This is a genomic window from Caulobacter sp. CCG-8 (assembly GCF_037402475.1).
Taxonomy (GTDB): domain Bacteria; phylum Pseudomonadota; class Alphaproteobacteria; order Caulobacterales; family Caulobacteraceae; genus Caulobacter.
In genome coordinates, this window is sequence record NZ_JBBEUD010000001.1 from 91,543 (window position 1) to 108,418 (window position 16,876).

Genomic DNA, 16,876 nt, shown 5'->3' on the forward strand with positions numbered 1-16,876 from the left:
GTGCGCGCACTAAATCGCGGCTTAATTGTTGAGTCAATGGACAAGCGCTACTTATTCGATTATTGCAAAACCGTCACAACCTTTAGGAATCTTGTCGAATAAATTCCCCATAGATACAGATAGTTATAAACAAGCTAGGCAATTCCCGTTCGCGCCCAGGCGCACCTGCTTCCCCCTCGTCGTCGCCCGCGCGCCAAGGTCGCGCCGTCCAGCCACGGCTCCGCTTGGACCCCGCTGGAATCGCGACGCGCGGAACGGTGCGGACGCCATGCTCCAGGCCGCACCCGAAAGCCTCACGACAGCCCTCGACGCCCGAGCCCCGGGGCCGGAACCCGCGAGAATTGGCCCGGACAGGACTGTTATTCCGAGCCTTCCGATCGCCAGACCAGATTCCGATATTGTACAACAATCTTCACATTCAACACGACAAAACGCTTGCCGCCCTGTTCCGCGCGAAATAGGAATGAGGGCGTACGGAACTGGCAGGCTCTCGGTGAAGCGCAACGAGTCCGTGTGAGGAAACGTCTTTGGCAGCCACAGCGAAACCATCGGGCAAGTCCAAGGTGAAGGACGCGGCCGCGAGCTCGGCCCCAACCGCCGACGACCTGGCCCAGACCCTGCGGGTCCGCATCCAGAAGAGCGAGCTCGCCCCGGGCGAGTGGCTTCGCGAGGTCAAGCTCTGCAGCGAATTCGGCGTGGGACGCTCGATCGTGCGCCGCGCCCTGCGGACCCTGGCCGACGACGGCCTGATCGAGATCGAGGAGAACCGGGGCGCGCGCGTCTCCGCGACGACCGTCGAGGAGGTCTTCGACCTCTACGAGGTCCGCGCCGCGCTCTACGGCATGGCAGCGCGCTTCGCCTGCCTGCGGGCTTCGGACACCTTGATCCGCGGCATGCTGACCAAGATCGACCGCCTCCTGGCCGACGCCGAGGCCAAGGCCCCGGCCGAGCAGATCATGGAGGTCAGCGAATCGATCTTCGGCGACATGACCAGCTGCGCCAGCGCAGACGGCCAGCGCATGATCGAGGCCGTGCGCCGCAAGACGCGCTTCCACTTCTCCTACCTGGCCCTGGCGATCAACGCCAACGGACCGGGCCCCTACGAGCATTGGCGTAGGGTCCGCGCCGCGCTGGTCGACCGCGACGCCGACCGGGCCAGCCAATCGGCGCGCGACATCCTCTACTTCATGCAGGGCGAGGTCGCCCGCATCATGCTGGCCCGGGGGCCGCGCCTGATCTCCGAGGCGCCGTCCGCCGAGCCGTCGTCCGCGCCCAAGCGGCGCGCGCCCGCCAAACGGAAACCCGGCTGATGCGACACGCGCTGCTCCGCCTGATCGCGGCGACCGCCGTCTGCGCCCTCGCCGCCGGTCCTGTCGCCTGCGCGGCCCCCGGCGCCGCCCCCGCGATCCACGCGACGGCCCCGTCGCCGGACCTGCAGGCCCTGCTCGACTACCTGCACGACCACGGCAGCACGGGCTTCATCGTCATCGAGGACGGCAAGACGCTGATCGACCAGGCCTGGCCCGCCCCGCAGGACGACCGGATGTTCGCCAACTTCGTCTACGGCCCCGCGCCGGACGGGAGGCTGCTCGAGGACGTCGCCTCGCAGCAGAAGAGCTTCGTGGCGATCCTGGCGGCCATCGCCATCGACAAGGGGCTGCTCGACATCCAGGCCCCGGTCTCCAAGTACCTCGGCTCGGGCTGGTCCAAGGCCTCGCCCGAGCAGGAGGCCGGCATCCGGGTCATCGACGTGATGACGATGAGCTCGGGCCTGAACGAGCAGTTCGGCTATGTGGCCCCGCCCGGCTCGGTCTTCTTCTACAACACCCCGGTCTACGCGATGACCAAGCGCATCGTCGCGGCCGCTGCCGGCCAGCCGCTGGAGACGATCACCCGCGACTGGCTGACCGCGCCGACGGGCATGAAGGACACCGCCTGGCGCCAGCGTCCGGCGGCACTGGCCTCGGTCGGCAACGCCACCGGCCTGGTGACGACCCCGCACGACGTCGCGCGCTTCGGCCTGATGGTGCTGCATGGCGGGGTCGCAGAGGACGGCAAGCGCGTGGTCTCCAAGGCCCAGCTCGACGCCCTGTTCACGCGCTCGGCCGCCAACCCGGCCTATGGCCGCCTGTGGTGGCTGAACGGCGCCGACTACACCCTGCGCGCCCAGGCCGGACGCCGTGAGGGGCAACTGATCCCGGCGGCGCCGGCCGACCTGGTGGGCGCGCTCGGGGCCTTCGACCGCCGCCTCTATGTCGTGCCCAGCCGCAAGCTGGTGGTCGTCCGCACCGGCGCGGGCGCCAACGACGCCGACTTCGACCAGCAGCTGTGGCTCAGGCTGATGAAGGTCATCGGCTAGCCCTCCGCGCCCAGCGCTCCACCCCGTTCTGAACCGGGAGGCCCTCCGAAGGCGGAGCGGCCCATCCCTGTCCCTATGCCTTGCAGGATGACGACCCAGTGATCGACGGCAGCATTCAGACCTTCTCCCTCACGCTCGACGCGATCCTCGACCACGCCGCCAAGTGGCACTGCGACACCGAGGTCGTCACCGCCCGCGAAGGCCAGGACAGCGCTCGCGTCACCTATGCGGGGCTGCGCGATCGCGCCAAGCAGGTCTCGGCCGTCCTGGCGGGGTTCGGCGTTACGGCCGGCCAGCGGGTGGCCACCCTGGCCTGGAACACCCAGGCGCACATGGAGGCCTGGTTCGGCATCATGGGCATGGGCGCGGTCTGTCACACGCTCAACCCGCGCCTGACCGCCGTCCAACTGGCCTGGATGCTGGACCAGTCGGGCGCCCGGATCGTCATCGTCAGCGCCGATCTCGCCAAGCTGGCTCTGGAGGTCGCCGACCACGCCGCCGGCGTCGAGCGCATCCTGGTCATCGACGGCGCGGCTGGAGCCAGCCCCCCGCGCGCCGTCGTCGAGACCCTGGACGACCTGCTCGCCGCCGCCGAGGGCGACGTGCCCTGGGGTCGGTTCGACGAGACCTCGCCTTCTGGCCTGTGCTTCACCTCCGGCTCGACCGGCGCGCCCAAGGGCGTGACCTACACCCACCGCTCCAGCTTCCTGCACACGCTGAAGATGCTGGCGGCCGACGTGCTGGCCGCGCGGGTCGACGACGTGATCCTGCCGGTGGTGCCGCTGTTCCACGCCAACGCCTGGGGCCTGCCGTTCGCGGCCCCCGCGGCGGGCAGCAAGCTGGTCCTGCCGGGCCGCCACACCGACGGCGCCAGCCTGGCCCGCCTGATCGCCGCCGAGGGCGTGACAGTGGCCGTGGGCGTGCCGACGGTGTTCCTGGGCCTGTGCGAGCATCTGGACGCCACCGGCGCCGCCCTGCCCTCGCTGAAGCGGATCATCCTGGGCGGCGCCCAGACGCCGCCGGCCCTGATGGAGCGGCTGGAGCGCCAGCTGGGCGTCACCGTCCAGAACAGCTGGGGCATGACCGAGCTGTCGCCCGTCGGGGTGTTCAGCACCCTGGGCGACATCGACGGCCGGGCCTCGGTGTCCGGACGGCCGGCCCTGGGTGTGGACCTGATGCTGGCCGACGAGACCGGCGCGCCCCTGGCCGACCAGCGCGACCAGGAAGGCCGCCTGCACGTGCGCGGCGCCGCCGTCATCGAGCGCTATTTCGGCCAGGAGCAGCCGGCGACCAACGCCGACGGCTGGTTCGACACGGGCGACCTCGCCAGGATCGACCACAAGGGCAATCTGATGATCACCGGCCGCGCCAAGGACCTGATCAAGTCGGGCGGCGAATGGATCAACCCGTCCGAGATCGAGGCCCTGGTCTGCGCTCTGCCCGAGGTGTCGCTGGCGGCGGTGATCGGCAAGGCCGACGCCAAGTGGAGCGAGCGGCCGCTGCTGCTGGTCGAGCTGCGCGAGGGCGCGGAGATCGCCGACCAGGCCCTGCTCGGCGCCCTGCGCGGCAAGATCGCCTCGTGGTGGATCCCCGACGCCGTCGTGCGCCTCCCCGCCATGCCGCTGGCCGCGACGGGCAAGATCGACAAGCTGACGCTGCGGGCGACGTACGGGCAATAGCCGCTCTCTCTAAGAGAGAGGGAGTTCAGAGTCCTCCCTCCTCCACCCAGTCCTTGCGCAGCGGCCTCACCGCGAACAGGGCCAGGAGGGCGGCGACCAGGTAGAGACTGACCAGCGCCACCGCCGAGTAGCGCAGCGCCTCGTCGCCGAAGCGCGGCTTCATGACGTCGCTGATCCCGCCCAGCAGCCACGAGCCGGCGCCGATGCCGATCAGGTTGTTGATGAACAGGAAGCACGCCGCCGCCGTCGCGCGCATGGACGGCGGCACCAGGTGCTGGGCCGCCGTGGTCAGCGGTCCGACGAACAGGATGTTCAACGCGTTGGGGATCAGCAGGAACAGCCACGCCATCACCGGCGACGGCGACATCAGGCCCGCCACGAACAGCGGCGCGGTGACCAGCCAGGCGAACGACGAGACCCGGGCGTAGGCGCCGCGGTCGGCACGGCCCAGCCGGTCGGCCAGCACGCCGCCGAGATAGACCCCGGTGGTCCCGCCCGCCAGCAGCAGCGAGCCGTAGAACCAGGAGGTGGCGGTCAGGTCGAAGCCGTAGGCCTGGATCAGGATCGAGGGCACCCAGAAGGCCAGACCGTAGCCCGCCGTGCTGCTGGCCGCCGCCGCGAAGGCCAGCAGCCAGAAGCTGGGCTTGCGGGCCAGGGTAGCGAACACCGCAATGACCGGCGCCTGGCCGCCGGGTGCCGCCACGCGCGGCGGTTCCTTGACCACCAGCCGGAAGATCGGCGCGATCACGACGCCGGCCAGGCCGATGACGACGAAGGCCGCGCGCCAGTCGACCGCCTTGGCGATCGCCGCGCCGAACAGCACGCCCATGGCCAGGCCGACCGGAATGCCCATCGAATAGATGCTCATCGCTCGGGCTCGCCGCTCGGGCGGGAAGTACTGCGAGATCAGGGCGTAGCTGGGCGCGACGCCGCCCGCCTCGCCCACTCCGACGCCCAGGCGGAACAGGAACAGCTGCCAGAAGCCGCCGGCGAAGCCGCACAGCGCGGTGAACCCGCTCCAGACCACCAGCGCCCCGGTAATCACCCAGCTGCGGCTGGTGCGGTCGGCGACCAGCGCCAGCGGGATCGCCAGGGTCGAATAGAGCGCGGCGAAGGCGATGCCGCCCAGCGCGCCCAGCTGGGTGTTGCTCAGGCCCAGGTCCGCCTTGATCACCGGCGCCAGGATGCCGAGGATCTGCCGATCCAGCCAGTTGAAGGTGTAGACGACCAGCAGCATCGCCAGCACCAGGCGGGCATAGGCGGGGCTCGAGGTCGGCGCGCGCGTCTCGTCGGTCATGGTGGCTCCTCGCGATCGGAAAAGGCGTCAGGAAGGGCTAGGCGCGGCCCTGCGCGGCCTTTGCGGCGATGATGGCGGGCCGTGCCGAAAGGCGGTCCCAGTAGGCCGAGATCTCAGGGCTGAACTTGTGGTCCAGGCCCAGGTCGCGGGCGGACATCAGGGCGAAGCCGACGCACAGGTCGGCCATGGTGAAGCGTCCGGCGCACAGCCATTCGCGATCGGCCAGGGCGCGGGTCAGATGGCGCAGACGCGACAGGAACCACTGGGCGTAGTCGTCGGCCGCCTGTTTCAGCCGGCGCTCCTCCGGTTCCAGCCGGCTGTAGCGCAGCACGATCGTCTGCGGGAACGTCAGCGTCGCCTCGCTGCGATGCAGCCAGTCCAGCCACAGCCCGTAGTCCGGCTCGTCGACGCCGACGGCCAGGGGCGTGGGACCATGGCGGGTGGCCAGATATTGCGGGATCGCGGCGGACTCGGTCATCCGAACGTCGCCGTCGATCAGCAGCGGCACGGTGCCCAGCGGGTTCGTCGCCAGATAGTCGGGCGCCAGCACCCGCGGCGGAAACGGCAGCACGTGCAGGCGGTAGTCGAGCCCCATCTCTTCCAGGGCCCAAAGGGCGCGGAAAGAACGCGTGTCGACGCAATGATAGAGTTCGATCATGCCCGGCCTGTTCCCGTCCCGAAGGCTTGGCCCGGCGTCGCGACGACGGCTCGCGCGGCGCTTCTTCTTGTGCGACCAAGCTTCTTTTCATCGGCTGGCCGGAGCTCGTTGTCAAAATTTTTGTACGACAATCTTTCGGCTGTGGTGATACAAAATTAGCAACACCAAACCCGCGCCCCTTCCCCCTGAAGAGCCGGGCAAGAAACGTAGGAATGGGAGAGCGTTACGGATGACTTCACGCAGGAAACACGGCTTCGACGCCGCCAGGCTCGGCCGCATCGATGCGTTCCTGAAGGACCGGTATCTGGACTCGGGCAAGCTGCCCCACGCCCAGATCCTGATCAGCCGCGACGGCGAGATCGCCCACTTCAGCAGCCAGGGCGCGGCGCGCGAGGGATCGGCCAAGGCGATCGACGAAGGCTCGATCTTCCGCATCGCCAGCATGACCAAGCCGATCACCTCGGTGGCCTTCATGATGCTGGTCGAGGAAGGCAAGGTGGCGGTCGACACGCCGGTCGCCGACATCCTGCCCGAGTTCAAGGACGTCGGCGTCTATAACGGCGGCGGGGCCGGCGTACCGTTCCTGACCAAGGCGCCCGCCGAGCCGATGCGCATGCTGGACCTGCTGCGCCACACCTCGGGCCTGACCTACGGTTTCCAGAACCGTAGCAATGTCGACGCGGCCTATCGGGCGACGAAATCGAACGCCGGCCCGGTCGAGAACTGGCATGGCGAGCACGACCTGGACGGATTCATCGCCGACCTGGCCAGGACGCCGCTGGAGTTCTCGCCCGGCCAGGCCTGGAACTATTCGGTCTCGACCGATGTGCTGGGCGCCGTGGTCCAGCGGGTGTCGGGCATGCCGCTGGACCGCTTCCTGGCCGAGAAGATCTTCGCGCCGCTGAAGATGCACGACACCGCCTTCGTCGTGCCGGAGAGCAAGGCCGACCGGCTGACCGACTGCTATGTCTGGGCCGGCCCGGGCGTCGGGCGCGTGATGTACGACCGCGGCGCGGAAAGCGTCTGGCTGCGCCAGCCCAAGCTGGTCTCGGGCGGCGGCGGCCTGGCCTCGACCGCCCTCGACTATCACCGCTTCTGTCTGATGCTCGCGAACGGCGGGGAGCTCGACGGCGTCCGCATCCTGGGACGCAAGACCATCGAGCTGATGACGATGAACCACCTGCCCGGCAAGTCGGACCTGGCGAGCATGTCCAAGTCGCTGTTCAGCGAGACCACGAACGCCGGCGTCGGCTTCGGCCTGGGCTTCGCGGTCACCCAGGACGTGGCCAAGGCGATGATCCCGGGCTCGGCCGGCGAATATTACTGGGGCGGCATGTTCACGACCGCCTTCTTCGTCGACCCGGTCGAGAAGATCCACATGGTCTTCATGACCCAGCTCAGCCCGTCGATGCTGTATCCGATCCGCCGCGAGCTGAAGACGCTGATCTATTCGGCCCTGACCTAAAAGGAACGCCCGCTCGGCCAAGGCCGGGCGGGCGCAGTTCATGAGGTAAGCAGACAAAGGTCCGGATCACCGCCGCCGCGCCGGAGCCCGGCGACGGCGACCCGGTCGGGGAATTACCAGCGGTAGGTCGCGCTCACGCCGAAGGTGCGCGGGCGGCTGTAGCGGTTGGCCAGCGGGATATCGACCTGCTGCAGCTTCAGGATCGGGACCACCTGGTCGGTCAGGTTCTTCACGAACACCGCCACTTCCGTGCGGCGGTACTCGGCGCCGAAGCGCAGGTCCACGTTGTCGATGTCCTCGAGCGGGATGAACGGCGTGGACGCGGTCACGGTGTCCTGGCCGCCGCCGCGCGAGCCGTTGTAGGCCACGTTGGCGAAGCCCGTGACGCCGGCGACGATCGGCGCGCGGTAGTTGAGGTTCGCCGACATCGTCCAGTCGGGGGTCTGGGCCACCGAGCTGTTCAGGATCGGCGCGCCCGGGGCGGTCTTCACCTTGATGTACTTGGCGCTCTGGTTGGCGGCGTTGAGGCCGACCGTCAGGCGCCCTGGGCCGACCTTGAAGGCCGCGTCCAGCGCCGCTTCGATACCCTTCACCTCGGCGGTGCCGGCGTTCAGGTTGAAGTTCTGGCCGGCCTGCAGGCAGGCATTGGCCACGGTGCAGCCGTCCGAGACGCTGGCGATCGCGTCGGAGGTCCGCGACGTGTAGGCCGAAAGGCGCAGGAACACGGCGCGGGCGATCGTCGACTTCACCCCGACTTCGTAGCTGGTGGTGTTCTCGTTGTCGTAGGTCGGCTGCAGCGGGTTCGGGGCCACGGCGACGATCGCGCCGTTGTTCACGCCGCCCGCCCGATAGCCCGTGCCGGTCTTGGCGTAGGCCAGGGTCGAGGGATTGAACCGGTAGCTGACCGTGGCCGCGTAGCTGGGCGAGCTCTGGTCGAACTTGTAGGTCGAGGGCGTGCCGACGGGCGTGGTCGTGTAGAGGCGATAGTCTGCCTGGGTCGCGGTCTTCTTGTCCTTGGAGTACCGCAACTCGCCGCTCAGCGACCACGGACCGACGTCGTACTTCAGTGAGCCGTAGATCGCCGCCGAGCGGTATTCCGACGGGACGACGCGGTGGCCGCCATAGGCCGCCGTGATGACCGCCGGGCAGTTCAGCGCCGTCGGGATCAGCTTGTAGCAGATCGGCTGGGTCGGCGTGCCGCCGCAGATGCCGGAGGTGGCGGTCACCGTGCAGGGCGTGGTGACGACGTCGCGGACATAGGTGTCGTCCTGCGCCAGGAACTCGACGCCCGTCAGCCATTGCAGGGCGCCGTCGTGCAGGTCGCCCGTCAGGTGGACGTCCTGATAGAGCGTCTGGTCCTTGGCGTTGGTCGAGGTGCCGCCCAGCGGATAGAGACCGGCCCAGCCCCTGGCCTGGAAGCTGGCCTCGGTGGCCAGATCGACCGCGGCGGCGAAGTCCTGCATCGACCGGGAGAACGAGACCATCGAGGTCGAGGTCAGGGTCGCCCAGCCCAGCTGGTAGTTGGCGATCAGCATCGTGCGCCGCTCGACTTGGCGCAGGCCGTTCTTGACGTCCGAACCGATGTCGTAGCGCGGACCGGTGTAGCCCTGCGGCAGGTAGGCGACCTTGCCGGCGGGGATCACCCACTGGTTGGCGAAGGTCGGCAGGTTCATGTCCTGCGCGTCGAACATCAGGTTCACGTCCAGCGGCCCGTCGCTGTGGCGGATCTGGGCGCGGACGATGTAGCCGTCGGTGTGGTCGTAGTACTTGTTCTGGTTGGGATTGTTGTAGATTCCGCCGCCCTGCCCCGTGACCTGAGCGCTCAGACGGACGGCCGTGGTGTCGCTGATCTTCTGGTTGACGACGCCTTCCAGGCGCACCTGCTTGAGGTCGTCGGTATAGGTGGCCGACACGCGGCCGGTGTCCTTGAACAGCGGCTGGGCCAGGACGACGTTGACGGTGCCGAATTCGGAGTTGCGGCCGTAGAGCGCGCCCTGCGGGCCCTCCAGCACCTCGATGCGCGAGATGTCGAAATAGTCGATCCGCTTGAAGTTGCGGCCGCCCAGGGTGCTGCTGCCGACATAGGCGCCGTTGACGAACAGGCCCACGCCCGAGTCGGCGCTGGTGGCGCGCTGGGTGCCCGACCCGCGGACCGACACTTCCGCCAGGTTCTCGCTCTGCAGGCTGTTGAAGCGCACGCCTGGCACCAGCTGGAGCAGGTCGCCGACGCCTTCGATCGGGCTCTTGGCCTCGAGCTGGTCGATCCCCAGGGCGGTGATCGTCGAGGGAACGTCGCGCACGGCCTCCTCGCGACGGCGGGCGGTGACGACGACGTCGCCGAAGGTGGTCACGGCGCTCTCGGTCTTGCTGGCCTCATTGGCCGCCGGGGCGGTTTGAGCGGTCGCCGCCCCTGGGGCCATCGCCGCGATGAGGGCGACAGCGGACGAGCACGCAAGCCAACGGACCATGCTTATTTCCTTCCCCGATTTGATGCCGACGTTTTTCCTGTCGGCTGAGCTGGACAATCCTCTGGGCTCGCCCCGCTGTCAACATTGTACGACAATCTTTGTCCAATTGCGTTACGTCATATGCGTTATGAGCCGTCCCACGCCCAGTCGGCCGCGCGCGAAACCCGAGGCCGGACAGGGCCGAAGCGCGGAGATCCATGGATTCCCTTGGCTTGGCACGGCTCGACAAGGGTTCTCGGCCAAAGGCCGCCAGGCGGGCGGGCCGGAATCACGCCCGTTCAGGCGCGCAAGCTGATCGCGTCGCCGCCTCCGACCACGCGCCGCCAGGGACCTGACCAGCTTGCCGGGGCGGCTTGGCGCGAGCCCGATCGCCCAATCATAGATACAATCACTATATTTTTGTCGTACAATCGATTGACACCCGCCGCGGGCGGGTGGTCTCTTCCCCTCGAAGCGTCATCCAGAACGCGGGGGAGTGAATGTCAGCCATGGGTGTTTCCGGTGGACGACCGGGCCTGAAGGTCGCCGTCATGGCGTCGGCGGGCGCCGCGGTCGAGTGGTACGACTTCTTCATCTACGGCACGGCCGCGGCCCTGATCTTCCCCCGCCTGTTCTTCCCGGCCGACCTTCCGCCCTTCGTGGCGCAGATCGCCTCGTTCAGCACCTTCGCGGTCGGTTTTATCGCGCGCCCCCTGGGCGGCATGCTCTTCGGTCACTACGGCGACGTCCATGGGCGCAAGCGCGCGCTGGTCCTGGCGATGTTCGTCATGGGGCTGTCGACGACCCTGATCGGCCTCCTGCCCGGCTATGCCCGTCTCGGCGTCTGGGCGCCGCTGCTGCTGGTGGCGTTGCGCTTCATCCAGGGTCTGGCGGTCGGCGGACAATGGGGCGGCGCGGCCCTGCTGGCGATCGAAAGCGCCCCACCCGGCCGCAGCGGCTTCTACGGCAGCTTCGTCCAGGTGGGCGTGCCGATGGGCGTGGTGCTGGCCAACCTGGTGTTCCTGGGCGTCAGCGCCGTCAGCCCCGAGGGAGCCTTCATCGCCTGGACCTGGCGGATCGGCTTCCTGCTGAGCATCCTGCTGATCGTCATCAGCCTGGTCGTCCATTTCGGCGTTTCCGAGCCGGCGACCGAGCACGCCGCCGGGACGACGCCCCGGACCGCCCCGCGCCGCTCGCCCCTGGCCGAGGTCGCCCTGGGCCACTGGCGCGAAATCCTGCTGGCCGGCGGCGCGTTCGTCGCCAACAACGCCTGCTTCTACATTGCCATCACCTATTCGGTCGCCTACGGCGCGACGACGCTCGGCCTCGACCGCGATCTGTTGCTGTTCGCCGTCATGGCGGGCAGCCTGGTGATGATCCCGGTCCTCCTGGCCTGCGGCGCGGCCTCGGACCGCTGGGGGCGACGCGGCGTCTTCCTGCTGGGCGCGCTGCTGTCAGGCGTCTGGGCGTTCGCGGTGTTCCCGCTGATCGAGACCGGCAAGCCCCTGGCCGTCGTCCTGGCCATCGCCGTGCAACTGACCTTCATCGCCCTGATGTACGGCCCGCAGGCGGCGTTGTTCGCCGAGCTGTTCCCCAAGTCCGTGCGCTATTCGGGCGCGTCGCTCGGCTACCAGATCGGCGCGGTCGTCGGCGGCGGCTTCGCACCGATCATCGCCACGGCCCTGTTCGCCCACTACCAGTCGCGGACGCCGATCTCGATCTACCTGGCGGCCATGTGCGCCGTCTCGTTCGTCAGCGTCATCCTGCTGGGCCGCCGCATGCGGTCCCGGCTGGCCGACTGAGCTGAACCTCTCCATTCTCGCGTCAGACCACGAAGGACATCGGCATGATCGACACCAGCAGGCGGACTCTCCTGGGCGCGGGCGCGCTGGCCTCGCTGGGCGGCGCCGTCGCCGCCGCCACGCCGTCGTCGGCGAACGCCCCCAAGACCGCCATCGAGGCGGACCTGCTGAAGTACGTCGGCTTCGGCGAGAAGCGCGCCGGCGGCGCGGGCGACAACGCCTGCGGCGAATGGCTGGCGGCGGAGCTCGCCAAGGCCGGCTACGTGATCGAGAAGCAGTCCTTCCAGGCCCCGTTCTTCGAAGCGACCCAGGCCGAGCTCGTCTGCGGCGAGACCAAGGTCCCGGTCTATCCCCAGCCGATCGTCGTCCCGACCGGTCCCGCCGGCGTTTCGGGACCGCTGGTGCGGGTCGACCCGGCCGGCCGGTTCGCGGGCTCGCTGGACGGCGCGATCGCCCTCGTGGACCTGCCCAGCGCGCGCTGGTCGACCATGATCGCCGGTCCCGCGCGCAAGCCGGTCGAGGCCGCCTTCGCGGCCGGCGCCAAGGCCGTGGTGGCGATCACCAACGGTCCCACGGGCAAGGTGATCGCCCTGAACGCCGACGGCCGCAAGCCGATGTTCCCCGGTCCGGTGGCCCTGCTGGCGCCCGAGCGCGCGGGTCCGTTCCTGGCGGCCGCCTACCAGCGCCAGGAAGCCAAGCTGACGGTCGACGGCAAGGGCGGGACGCGGCCCGCCTTCAACTTCGTCGGCCGGATCGATCGCGGCAAGGGACGCTGGCTGGCGGTGTCCACCCCGCGATCGGGCTGGTTCGGCTGCGCGGGCGAACGCGGTCCCGGCGTGGCCGTCTGGCTGGACCTGGCCCGCTGGGCCGCCAAGGCCATGCCCGACCACGACCTGGCCTTCGTCTGCAACACCGGCCACGAATACGAGTATCTTGGCGCGTCCGAAGCGATGAAGCAGATCGCGCCGCCGCCCGCCGCGACCCGCTTCTGGCTGCACCTGGGGGCCAATGTCGCCGCCCGCGACTGGCACGAGATCCCCGGACGTTGGGAGCCCCTGCCCAATGTCGACAGCCAGCGGTTCCTGTCGATCACGCCGCAGCTCATGCCGTTGGCCAAGACGATCTTCGCGGGACAGATCGGCTTCGAGGCCCCCGTTTCCAGCGCGGTCCTGGCGGCCGGGGAACTGGAGGAGGTCATCAAGGCCGGCTACGCGCCGGCGGCGGGCGTCTTCGGCATCCACCGCTTCCACCACACGGCGGAAGACGACGAGCGCTGCCTCGACGCCCCCGCGACCATCGCCGCGGCCCAGGGCTTCCGCAAGCTGCTCAAGGCGGTCGCCGGTTAGCGGCGTCCGACCTCCAAGCGGGCCGGCTTCGGCCGGTCCGCCGCACGCAGCCGGATCCAGAGCGTCAACGACAACAGCGTCGCCGCGACGGCGACGAAGCACGCCGGGCAATGGCCCAGCGGCGTCCACGCGTCCTGCCGGACGCTGCAGAGCGGCCCCGCCGCCAGCCGTTGCGCCGCTTCGCCGAGCGCGACCGCCCAGCTGACGATCGCGACCGCGGCCGCGAGAAGCGCGCCGATGCGGGCGCGGGCCTGGAAGGGTGTCGACATGGGCCGCTCCTGAACATCGCCAGGATAGGGAAAATGCCGGGCTCGCCTTTGACATGTGTCAAAGCCGCCCAACCACGACCGTGACATCGAAGATGGGACAAGATTCGGCGCACGGAGTCCGCATGTCCGCCCCATCAACACCTACCGCAAGTCCGCCCGCGGGCTCGGGCGGATTGCTGCTCTTCTCGGCCGTCGGCGCGCTCGTGGCGTTCTTCTGCGCGGGGCTCAGCCAGGACCCGATCTTCCGCCTGCAGGCCGAGACCTTCGCCTTGGCCGGGGTCATCGCCGCGTTCTTCCTGACCGCCGGGCTGTCGGGCGGGACCCTGCGCGACGAGCCCGACCGCTATTCCGACAACGTCATCAAGGCCGGGGTGATCGCCACCATGTTCTGGTCCGCCGCCGGCCTGCTGGTCGGGGTGATCATCGCCGCCCAGCTATCCTGGCCCCGGATCTTCTATTTCCCCGAGGCCGGGTGGCTGAACTTCGGCCGGCTGCGTCCGCTGCACACCTCGGCGGTCGTCTTCGCGTTCGGCGGCAACGCCCTGATCGCCACCTCGTTCTGGGTGGTCCAGCGCACCTGCAAGGCGCGGCTGGCGGGCGGCATCGCGCCGTGGTTCGTGTTCTGGGGCTACCAGCTGTTCATCGTGCTGGCCGCGACCGGCTACCTGATGGGGGCGACCCAGAGCCGCGAATACGCCGAACCCGAATGGTACACCGACCTGTGGCTGACGGTCGTCTGGGTGACCTATCTGCTGGTCTTCCTCGGCACGATTTGGAAGCGCAAGGAACCCCATATCTACGTGGCCAACTGGTTTTACCTGGCCTTCATCGTCACCATCGCCCTGCTGCACCTGGTCAACAACGCCGGCCTGCCGGTGGGCCTGCTGAACCACAAGTCCTACGGCGTCTTCTCTGGCGTCCAGGACGCCCTGGTCCAGTGGTGGTACGGCCACAACGCCGTCGGCTTCTTCCTCACCGCCGGCTTCCTGGCCATGATGTACTACTACGTGCCCAAGCGCGTGGAGCGGCCGGTCTACAGCTACCGCCTGTCGATCGTGCACTTCTGGTCGCTGATCTTCATCTACATCTGGGCCGGCCCGCACCACCTGCACTACACGGCCTTGCCGCAGTGGGCCCAGACCCTGGGCATGACCTTCTCGATCATGCTGTGGATGCCGTCCTGGGGCGGCATGATCAACGGCCTGATGACCCTGTCGGGGGCCTGGGACAAGCTGCGCACCGACCCCGTCGTGCGGATGATGGTGGTCTCGATCGCCTTCTACGGCATGGCCACCTTCGAAGGTCCGGTGATGTCGATCCGCGCGGTCAACGCGTTGAGCCACTACACCGACTGGACGATCGGCCACGTGCACTCCGGCGCCCTGGGCTGGGTGGGCTTCATCAGCTTCGGCGCGGTCTACTGCATGGTGCCGTGGCTCTGGAAGAAGCCGGCCATGTACTCGAACAAGCTGATCGAGTGGCACTTCTGGATCGCGACCACCGGGATCCTGCTCTACATCGCCGCGATGTGGGTGTCGGGCATCATGGAAGGCCTGATGTGGCGGGAATACACCCCGCAAGGCTTCCTCGCCTACAGCTTCATCGAGACGGTCTCGGCCAAGCACATCGAGAACGTCATCCGCACGGTCGGCGGCCTCATGTACCTGACCGGCGCCCTGATCATGATCGTCAACATCTGGAAGACGATCGCTTCGCCCTCCATTGCGCCGGCCGACGCCATCGCCGCGCCCGCCCCCGCGATCGCCTGAGGTCCCCGATGTCCGTCTGGAAACACCACACCAAGGTCGAGCGGAACTCGCTGCTGCTCGTCATCGGCATCCTGATCGTCGTGTCGATCGGCGGCCTGGTCGAGATCGCCCCGCTGTTCTGGCTGCAGGGCACGATCGAGAAGGTCGGCGGCGTGCGGCCCTACACCCCGCTGGAGCTGAACGGCCGCGACATCTACGTGCGCGAAGGCTGCTACGTCTGCCATTCGCAGATGATCCGCCCGCTGCGCGACGAGGTCGAACGCTACGGCCACTACAGCCTGGCGGCCGAGAGCATGTACGACCACCCGTTCCAGTGGGGATCCAAGCGCACCGGCCCCGACCTGGCCCGGGTGGGCGGCAAGTACTCCGACAGCTGGCACCGCGACCACCTGATCGACCCTCGCTCCGTCGTGCCGGAGTCGGTGATGCCGCCCTACAAGTTCCTGGCCGAGAAGGAGCTGGACTACCGCGACGTCGCCGACCGGATGAAGACGCTCCGCGCCGAGGGCGTGCCCTACACGGCCGATCAGATCGCCAACGCCAAAAAGGACCTCGAGGCCCAGGCCGATCCGTTCTCCACCGACGCCGTCGCCATGCGCGACCGGTACGGCGGCAAGGCGGCCAACCGCGACTTCGACGGCGACCCCGACAAGATCACCGAAATGGACGCCCTGGTCGCCTACCTGCAGATGCTGGGCACGACCGTGGACTTCAAGTCCTACAAGGCCCAGTCGCCGGAAAACATGCGATGAGCGGCCTCTCCTACGAAACCGTGGCGCGGTTCGCCCAGCAGGGAGGGCTGATCTATTTCGGCCTGATCTTCCTCGCCGGCGTCTTCTACGCCCTGCGACCCTCGAAGAAGGCCGAATTCCACCACGCCGCGCGCATGCCGCTGGACGACGAGGAGCTGCCCTGATGGCGTCCGAACGCAAAACCGACGAGGTCACCGGGACCGAAACCACCGGTCACGAATGGGACGGCATCCACGAACTCGACACGCCCCTGCCCCGCTGGTGGCTGTGGGTGTGGTGGGGAACGATCGCCTTCTCGGTCGTGTGCTGGCTGCTGATGCCCGCCTGGCCGGGCCTGACCGGCTACACCAAGGGCCTGCTGCACAAGTCCGACCGGGTCGAGGTGGGCCGCGAACTGAGCGCGCTCGAGGTCCAGCGCGGCGCCGGTGCGCCCCTGCTGCGCACGGCCAGCCTCGAGCAGATCGAGAAGGATCCCAAGCTGCAGGCTTACGCCCAGCAGGTGGGCCAGTCCGTCTTCGGCGACAACTGCGCCACCTGCCACGGCATCGGCGGCACGGGCGGCAAGGGCTATCCCAACCTGCGCGACGACGTCTGGCTGTGGGGCGGCAAGCTGGAGGACATCCAGTACACGATCACCCACGGCGTCCGCACCGGCGCGCCCGGGGCCCGAGCGTCGCAGATGCCCGCCTTCGGTCGCGACGAGATGCTGCAGCCCGCCCAGATCGACGACCTGACCGAGTATGTCGTGCACCTGTCCGGCCGGCCGGCCGACGCGAGCGCCGTGGCCCGCGCGGCCCCGCTCTTCCAGGACCAGTGCGCCGCGTGCCACGGGGCCGAGGGCAAGGGCGATCCCGCCTTCGGCGCGCCCAACCTGACGGACGGGGAGTCCCTCTACGGCGACTCCCGGACGGCCATCCGCGGCCAGATCTTCGCCGGCAACGGCGGCGTCATGCCCACCTGGAACGGCCGTCTCAGCCCGGAAACCATCAAGGCGCTCTCGGTCTACATCCACGCAAACGCGGGCGGTCAGTAG

General features: G+C 68.7%; 14 protein-coding genes. 10 read left to right on the forward strand and 4 right to left on the reverse strand.

The window, feature by feature from the left end; all coding sequences use genetic code 11:
* Positions 1-527 precede the first annotated feature (527 nt).
* From WAE60_RS00375 to WAE60_RS00385, 3 genes are all read left to right on the forward strand, one after another.
* Positions 528-1,310, forward strand: coding sequence for a GntR family transcriptional regulator (locus WAE60_RS00375; RefSeq protein ID WP_081916894.1), 783 nt, complete (start codon positions 528-530; stop codon positions 1,308-1,310).
* Complete coding sequence (locus WAE60_RS00380) at positions 1,310-2,359, forward strand: serine hydrolase domain-containing protein (RefSeq protein WP_337684303.1); 1,050 nt, start codon at positions 1,310-1,312, stop codon at positions 2,357-2,359. Before WAE60_RS00375 ends, WAE60_RS00380 begins: the two co-directional genes overlap by 1 nt.
* A 98-nt stretch (positions 2,360-2,457) precedes the next feature.
* Positions 2,458-4,038, forward strand: coding sequence for an AMP-binding protein (locus WAE60_RS00385; RefSeq protein ID WP_337684304.1), 1,581 nt, complete (start codon positions 2,458-2,460; stop codon positions 4,036-4,038).
* A 25-nt stretch (positions 4,039-4,063) separates the two neighbouring features.
* Here WAE60_RS00385 and WAE60_RS00390 read toward each other — a convergent pair whose 3' ends face one another.
* Together WAE60_RS00390 and WAE60_RS00395 are read right to left on the reverse strand one after the other, a co-directional pair.
* Positions 4,064-5,335: an MFS transporter gene (locus WAE60_RS00390; RefSeq protein ID WP_337684305.1), complete on the reverse strand. Its 1,272-nt coding sequence runs from the start codon at positions 5,333-5,335 to the stop codon at positions 4,064-4,066.
* A 37-nt stretch (positions 5,336-5,372) separates the two neighbouring features.
* A complete protein-coding gene (locus WAE60_RS00395) occupies positions 5,373-5,993 on the reverse strand; it encodes a glutathione S-transferase family protein (protein WP_337684306.1) in 621 nt (206 codons plus the stop codon).
* A gap of 229 nt (positions 5,994-6,222) precedes the next feature.
* On the opposite strand from WAE60_RS00395, the gene WAE60_RS00400 reads away from it, so the two are divergent.
* A complete protein-coding gene (locus WAE60_RS00400) occupies positions 6,223-7,458 on the forward strand; it encodes a serine hydrolase domain-containing protein (RefSeq protein WP_337684309.1) in 1,236 nt (411 codons plus the stop codon).
* A 113-nt stretch (positions 7,459-7,571) separates the two neighbouring features.
* Here the strand turns inward: WAE60_RS00400 and WAE60_RS00405 are convergent, their stop codons facing one another.
* Positions 7,572-9,926 carry a TonB-dependent receptor gene (locus WAE60_RS00405; RefSeq protein WP_029914971.1) on the reverse strand — a complete coding sequence of 785 codons (2,355 nt, stop codon included), beginning with the start codon at positions 9,924-9,926 and terminating at the stop codon, positions 7,572-7,574.
* A 488-nt stretch (positions 9,927-10,414) separates the two neighbouring features.
* On the opposite strand from WAE60_RS00405, the gene WAE60_RS00410 reads away from it, so the two are divergent.
* Together WAE60_RS00410 and WAE60_RS00415 are read left to right on the forward strand one after the other, a co-directional pair.
* Entirely contained in the window at positions 10,415-11,707 is a 1,293-nt protein-coding gene (locus WAE60_RS00410; RefSeq protein ID WP_337684310.1) for an MFS transporter, read from the forward strand.
* Positions 11,708-11,751: 44 nt separating this feature from the next.
* Positions 11,752-13,053 (forward strand): hypothetical protein, encoded by a 1,302-nt coding sequence (locus WAE60_RS00415; RefSeq protein ID WP_337684311.1) that lies wholly within the window; start codon positions 11,752-11,754, stop codon positions 13,051-13,053.
* Here the strand turns inward: WAE60_RS00415 and WAE60_RS00420 are convergent.
* On the reverse strand, positions 13,050-13,322 hold the full coding sequence (locus WAE60_RS00420) for a hypothetical protein (RefSeq protein WP_337684313.1): 273 nt from the start codon (positions 13,320-13,322) through the stop codon (positions 13,050-13,052). The genes WAE60_RS00415 and WAE60_RS00420 overlap by 4 nt on opposite strands.
* 122 nt (positions 13,323-13,444) lie before the next feature.
* Here WAE60_RS00420 and ccoN point away from each other — a divergent pair, with 122 nt between their 5' ends.
* Genes ccoN through ccoP form a run of 4 tightly spaced genes read left to right on the forward strand, consistent with a single transcriptional unit; the run spans position 13,445 to position 16,876 of the window.
* Positions 13,445-15,091 (forward strand): cytochrome-c oxidase, cbb3-type subunit I, encoded by a 1,647-nt coding sequence (gene ccoN, locus WAE60_RS00425; protein WP_337684315.1) that lies wholly within the window; start codon positions 13,445-13,447, stop codon positions 15,089-15,091.
* Between the two features lie 8 nt (positions 15,092-15,099).
* Positions 15,100-15,843 carry a cytochrome-c oxidase, cbb3-type subunit II gene (gene ccoO / locus WAE60_RS00430; protein WP_029914977.1) on the forward strand — a complete coding sequence of 248 codons (744 nt, stop codon included), beginning with the start codon at positions 15,100-15,102 and terminating at the stop codon, positions 15,841-15,843.
* Positions 15,840-16,007: a cbb3-type cytochrome c oxidase subunit 3 gene (locus tag WAE60_RS00435; protein WP_029914979.1), complete on the forward strand. Its 168-nt coding sequence runs from the start codon at positions 15,840-15,842 to the stop codon at positions 16,005-16,007. The genes ccoO and WAE60_RS00435 overlap by 4 nt, the downstream gene beginning before the upstream one ends.
* Positions 16,007-16,876: a cytochrome-c oxidase, cbb3-type subunit III gene (gene ccoP, locus WAE60_RS00440; RefSeq protein WP_337684317.1), complete on the forward strand. Its 870-nt coding sequence runs from the start codon at positions 16,007-16,009 to the stop codon at positions 16,874-16,876. The genes WAE60_RS00435 and ccoP overlap by 1 nt, the downstream gene beginning before the upstream one ends.

Coding starts and splice junctions, on each gene's coding strand:
- ccoP (WP_337684317.1), top strand. CDS start 16,007: ATGGCGTCCGAACGCAAAACCGACGAGGTCACCGGGACCGAAACCACC.
- ccoO (WP_029914977.1), top strand. CDS start 15,100: ATGTCCGTCTGGAAACACCACACCAAGGTCGAGCGGAACTCGCTGCTG.
- WAE60_RS00405 (WP_029914971.1), bottom strand. CDS start 9,926: ATGGTCCGTTGGCTTGCGTGCTCGTCCGCTGTCGCCCTCATCGCGGCG.
- WAE60_RS00410 (WP_337684310.1), top strand. CDS start 10,415: ATGGGTGTTTCCGGTGGACGACCGGGCCTGAAGGTCGCCGTCATGGCG.
- WAE60_RS00415 (WP_337684311.1), top strand. CDS start 11,752: ATGATCGACACCAGCAGGCGGACTCTCCTGGGCGCGGGCGCGCTGGCC.
- WAE60_RS00380 (WP_337684303.1), top strand. CDS start 1,310: ATGCGACACGCGCTGCTCCGCCTGATCGCGGCGACCGCCGTCTGCGCC.
- ccoN (WP_337684315.1), top strand. CDS start 13,445: ATGTCCGCCCCATCAACACCTACCGCAAGTCCGCCCGCGGGCTCGGGC.
- WAE60_RS00390 (WP_337684305.1), bottom strand. CDS start 5,335: ATGACCGACGAGACGCGCGCGCCGACCTCGAGCCCCGCCTATGCCCGC.
- WAE60_RS00400 (WP_337684309.1), top strand. CDS start 6,223: ATGACTTCACGCAGGAAACACGGCTTCGACGCCGCCAGGCTCGGCCGC.
- WAE60_RS00435 (WP_029914979.1), top strand. CDS start 15,840: ATGAGCGGCCTCTCCTACGAAACCGTGGCGCGGTTCGCCCAGCAGGGA.
- WAE60_RS00395 (WP_337684306.1), bottom strand. CDS start 5,993: ATGATCGAACTCTATCATTGCGTCGACACGCGTTCTTTCCGCGCCCTT.
- WAE60_RS00420 (WP_337684313.1), bottom strand. CDS start 13,322: ATGTCGACACCCTTCCAGGCCCGCGCCCGCATCGGCGCGCTTCTCGCG.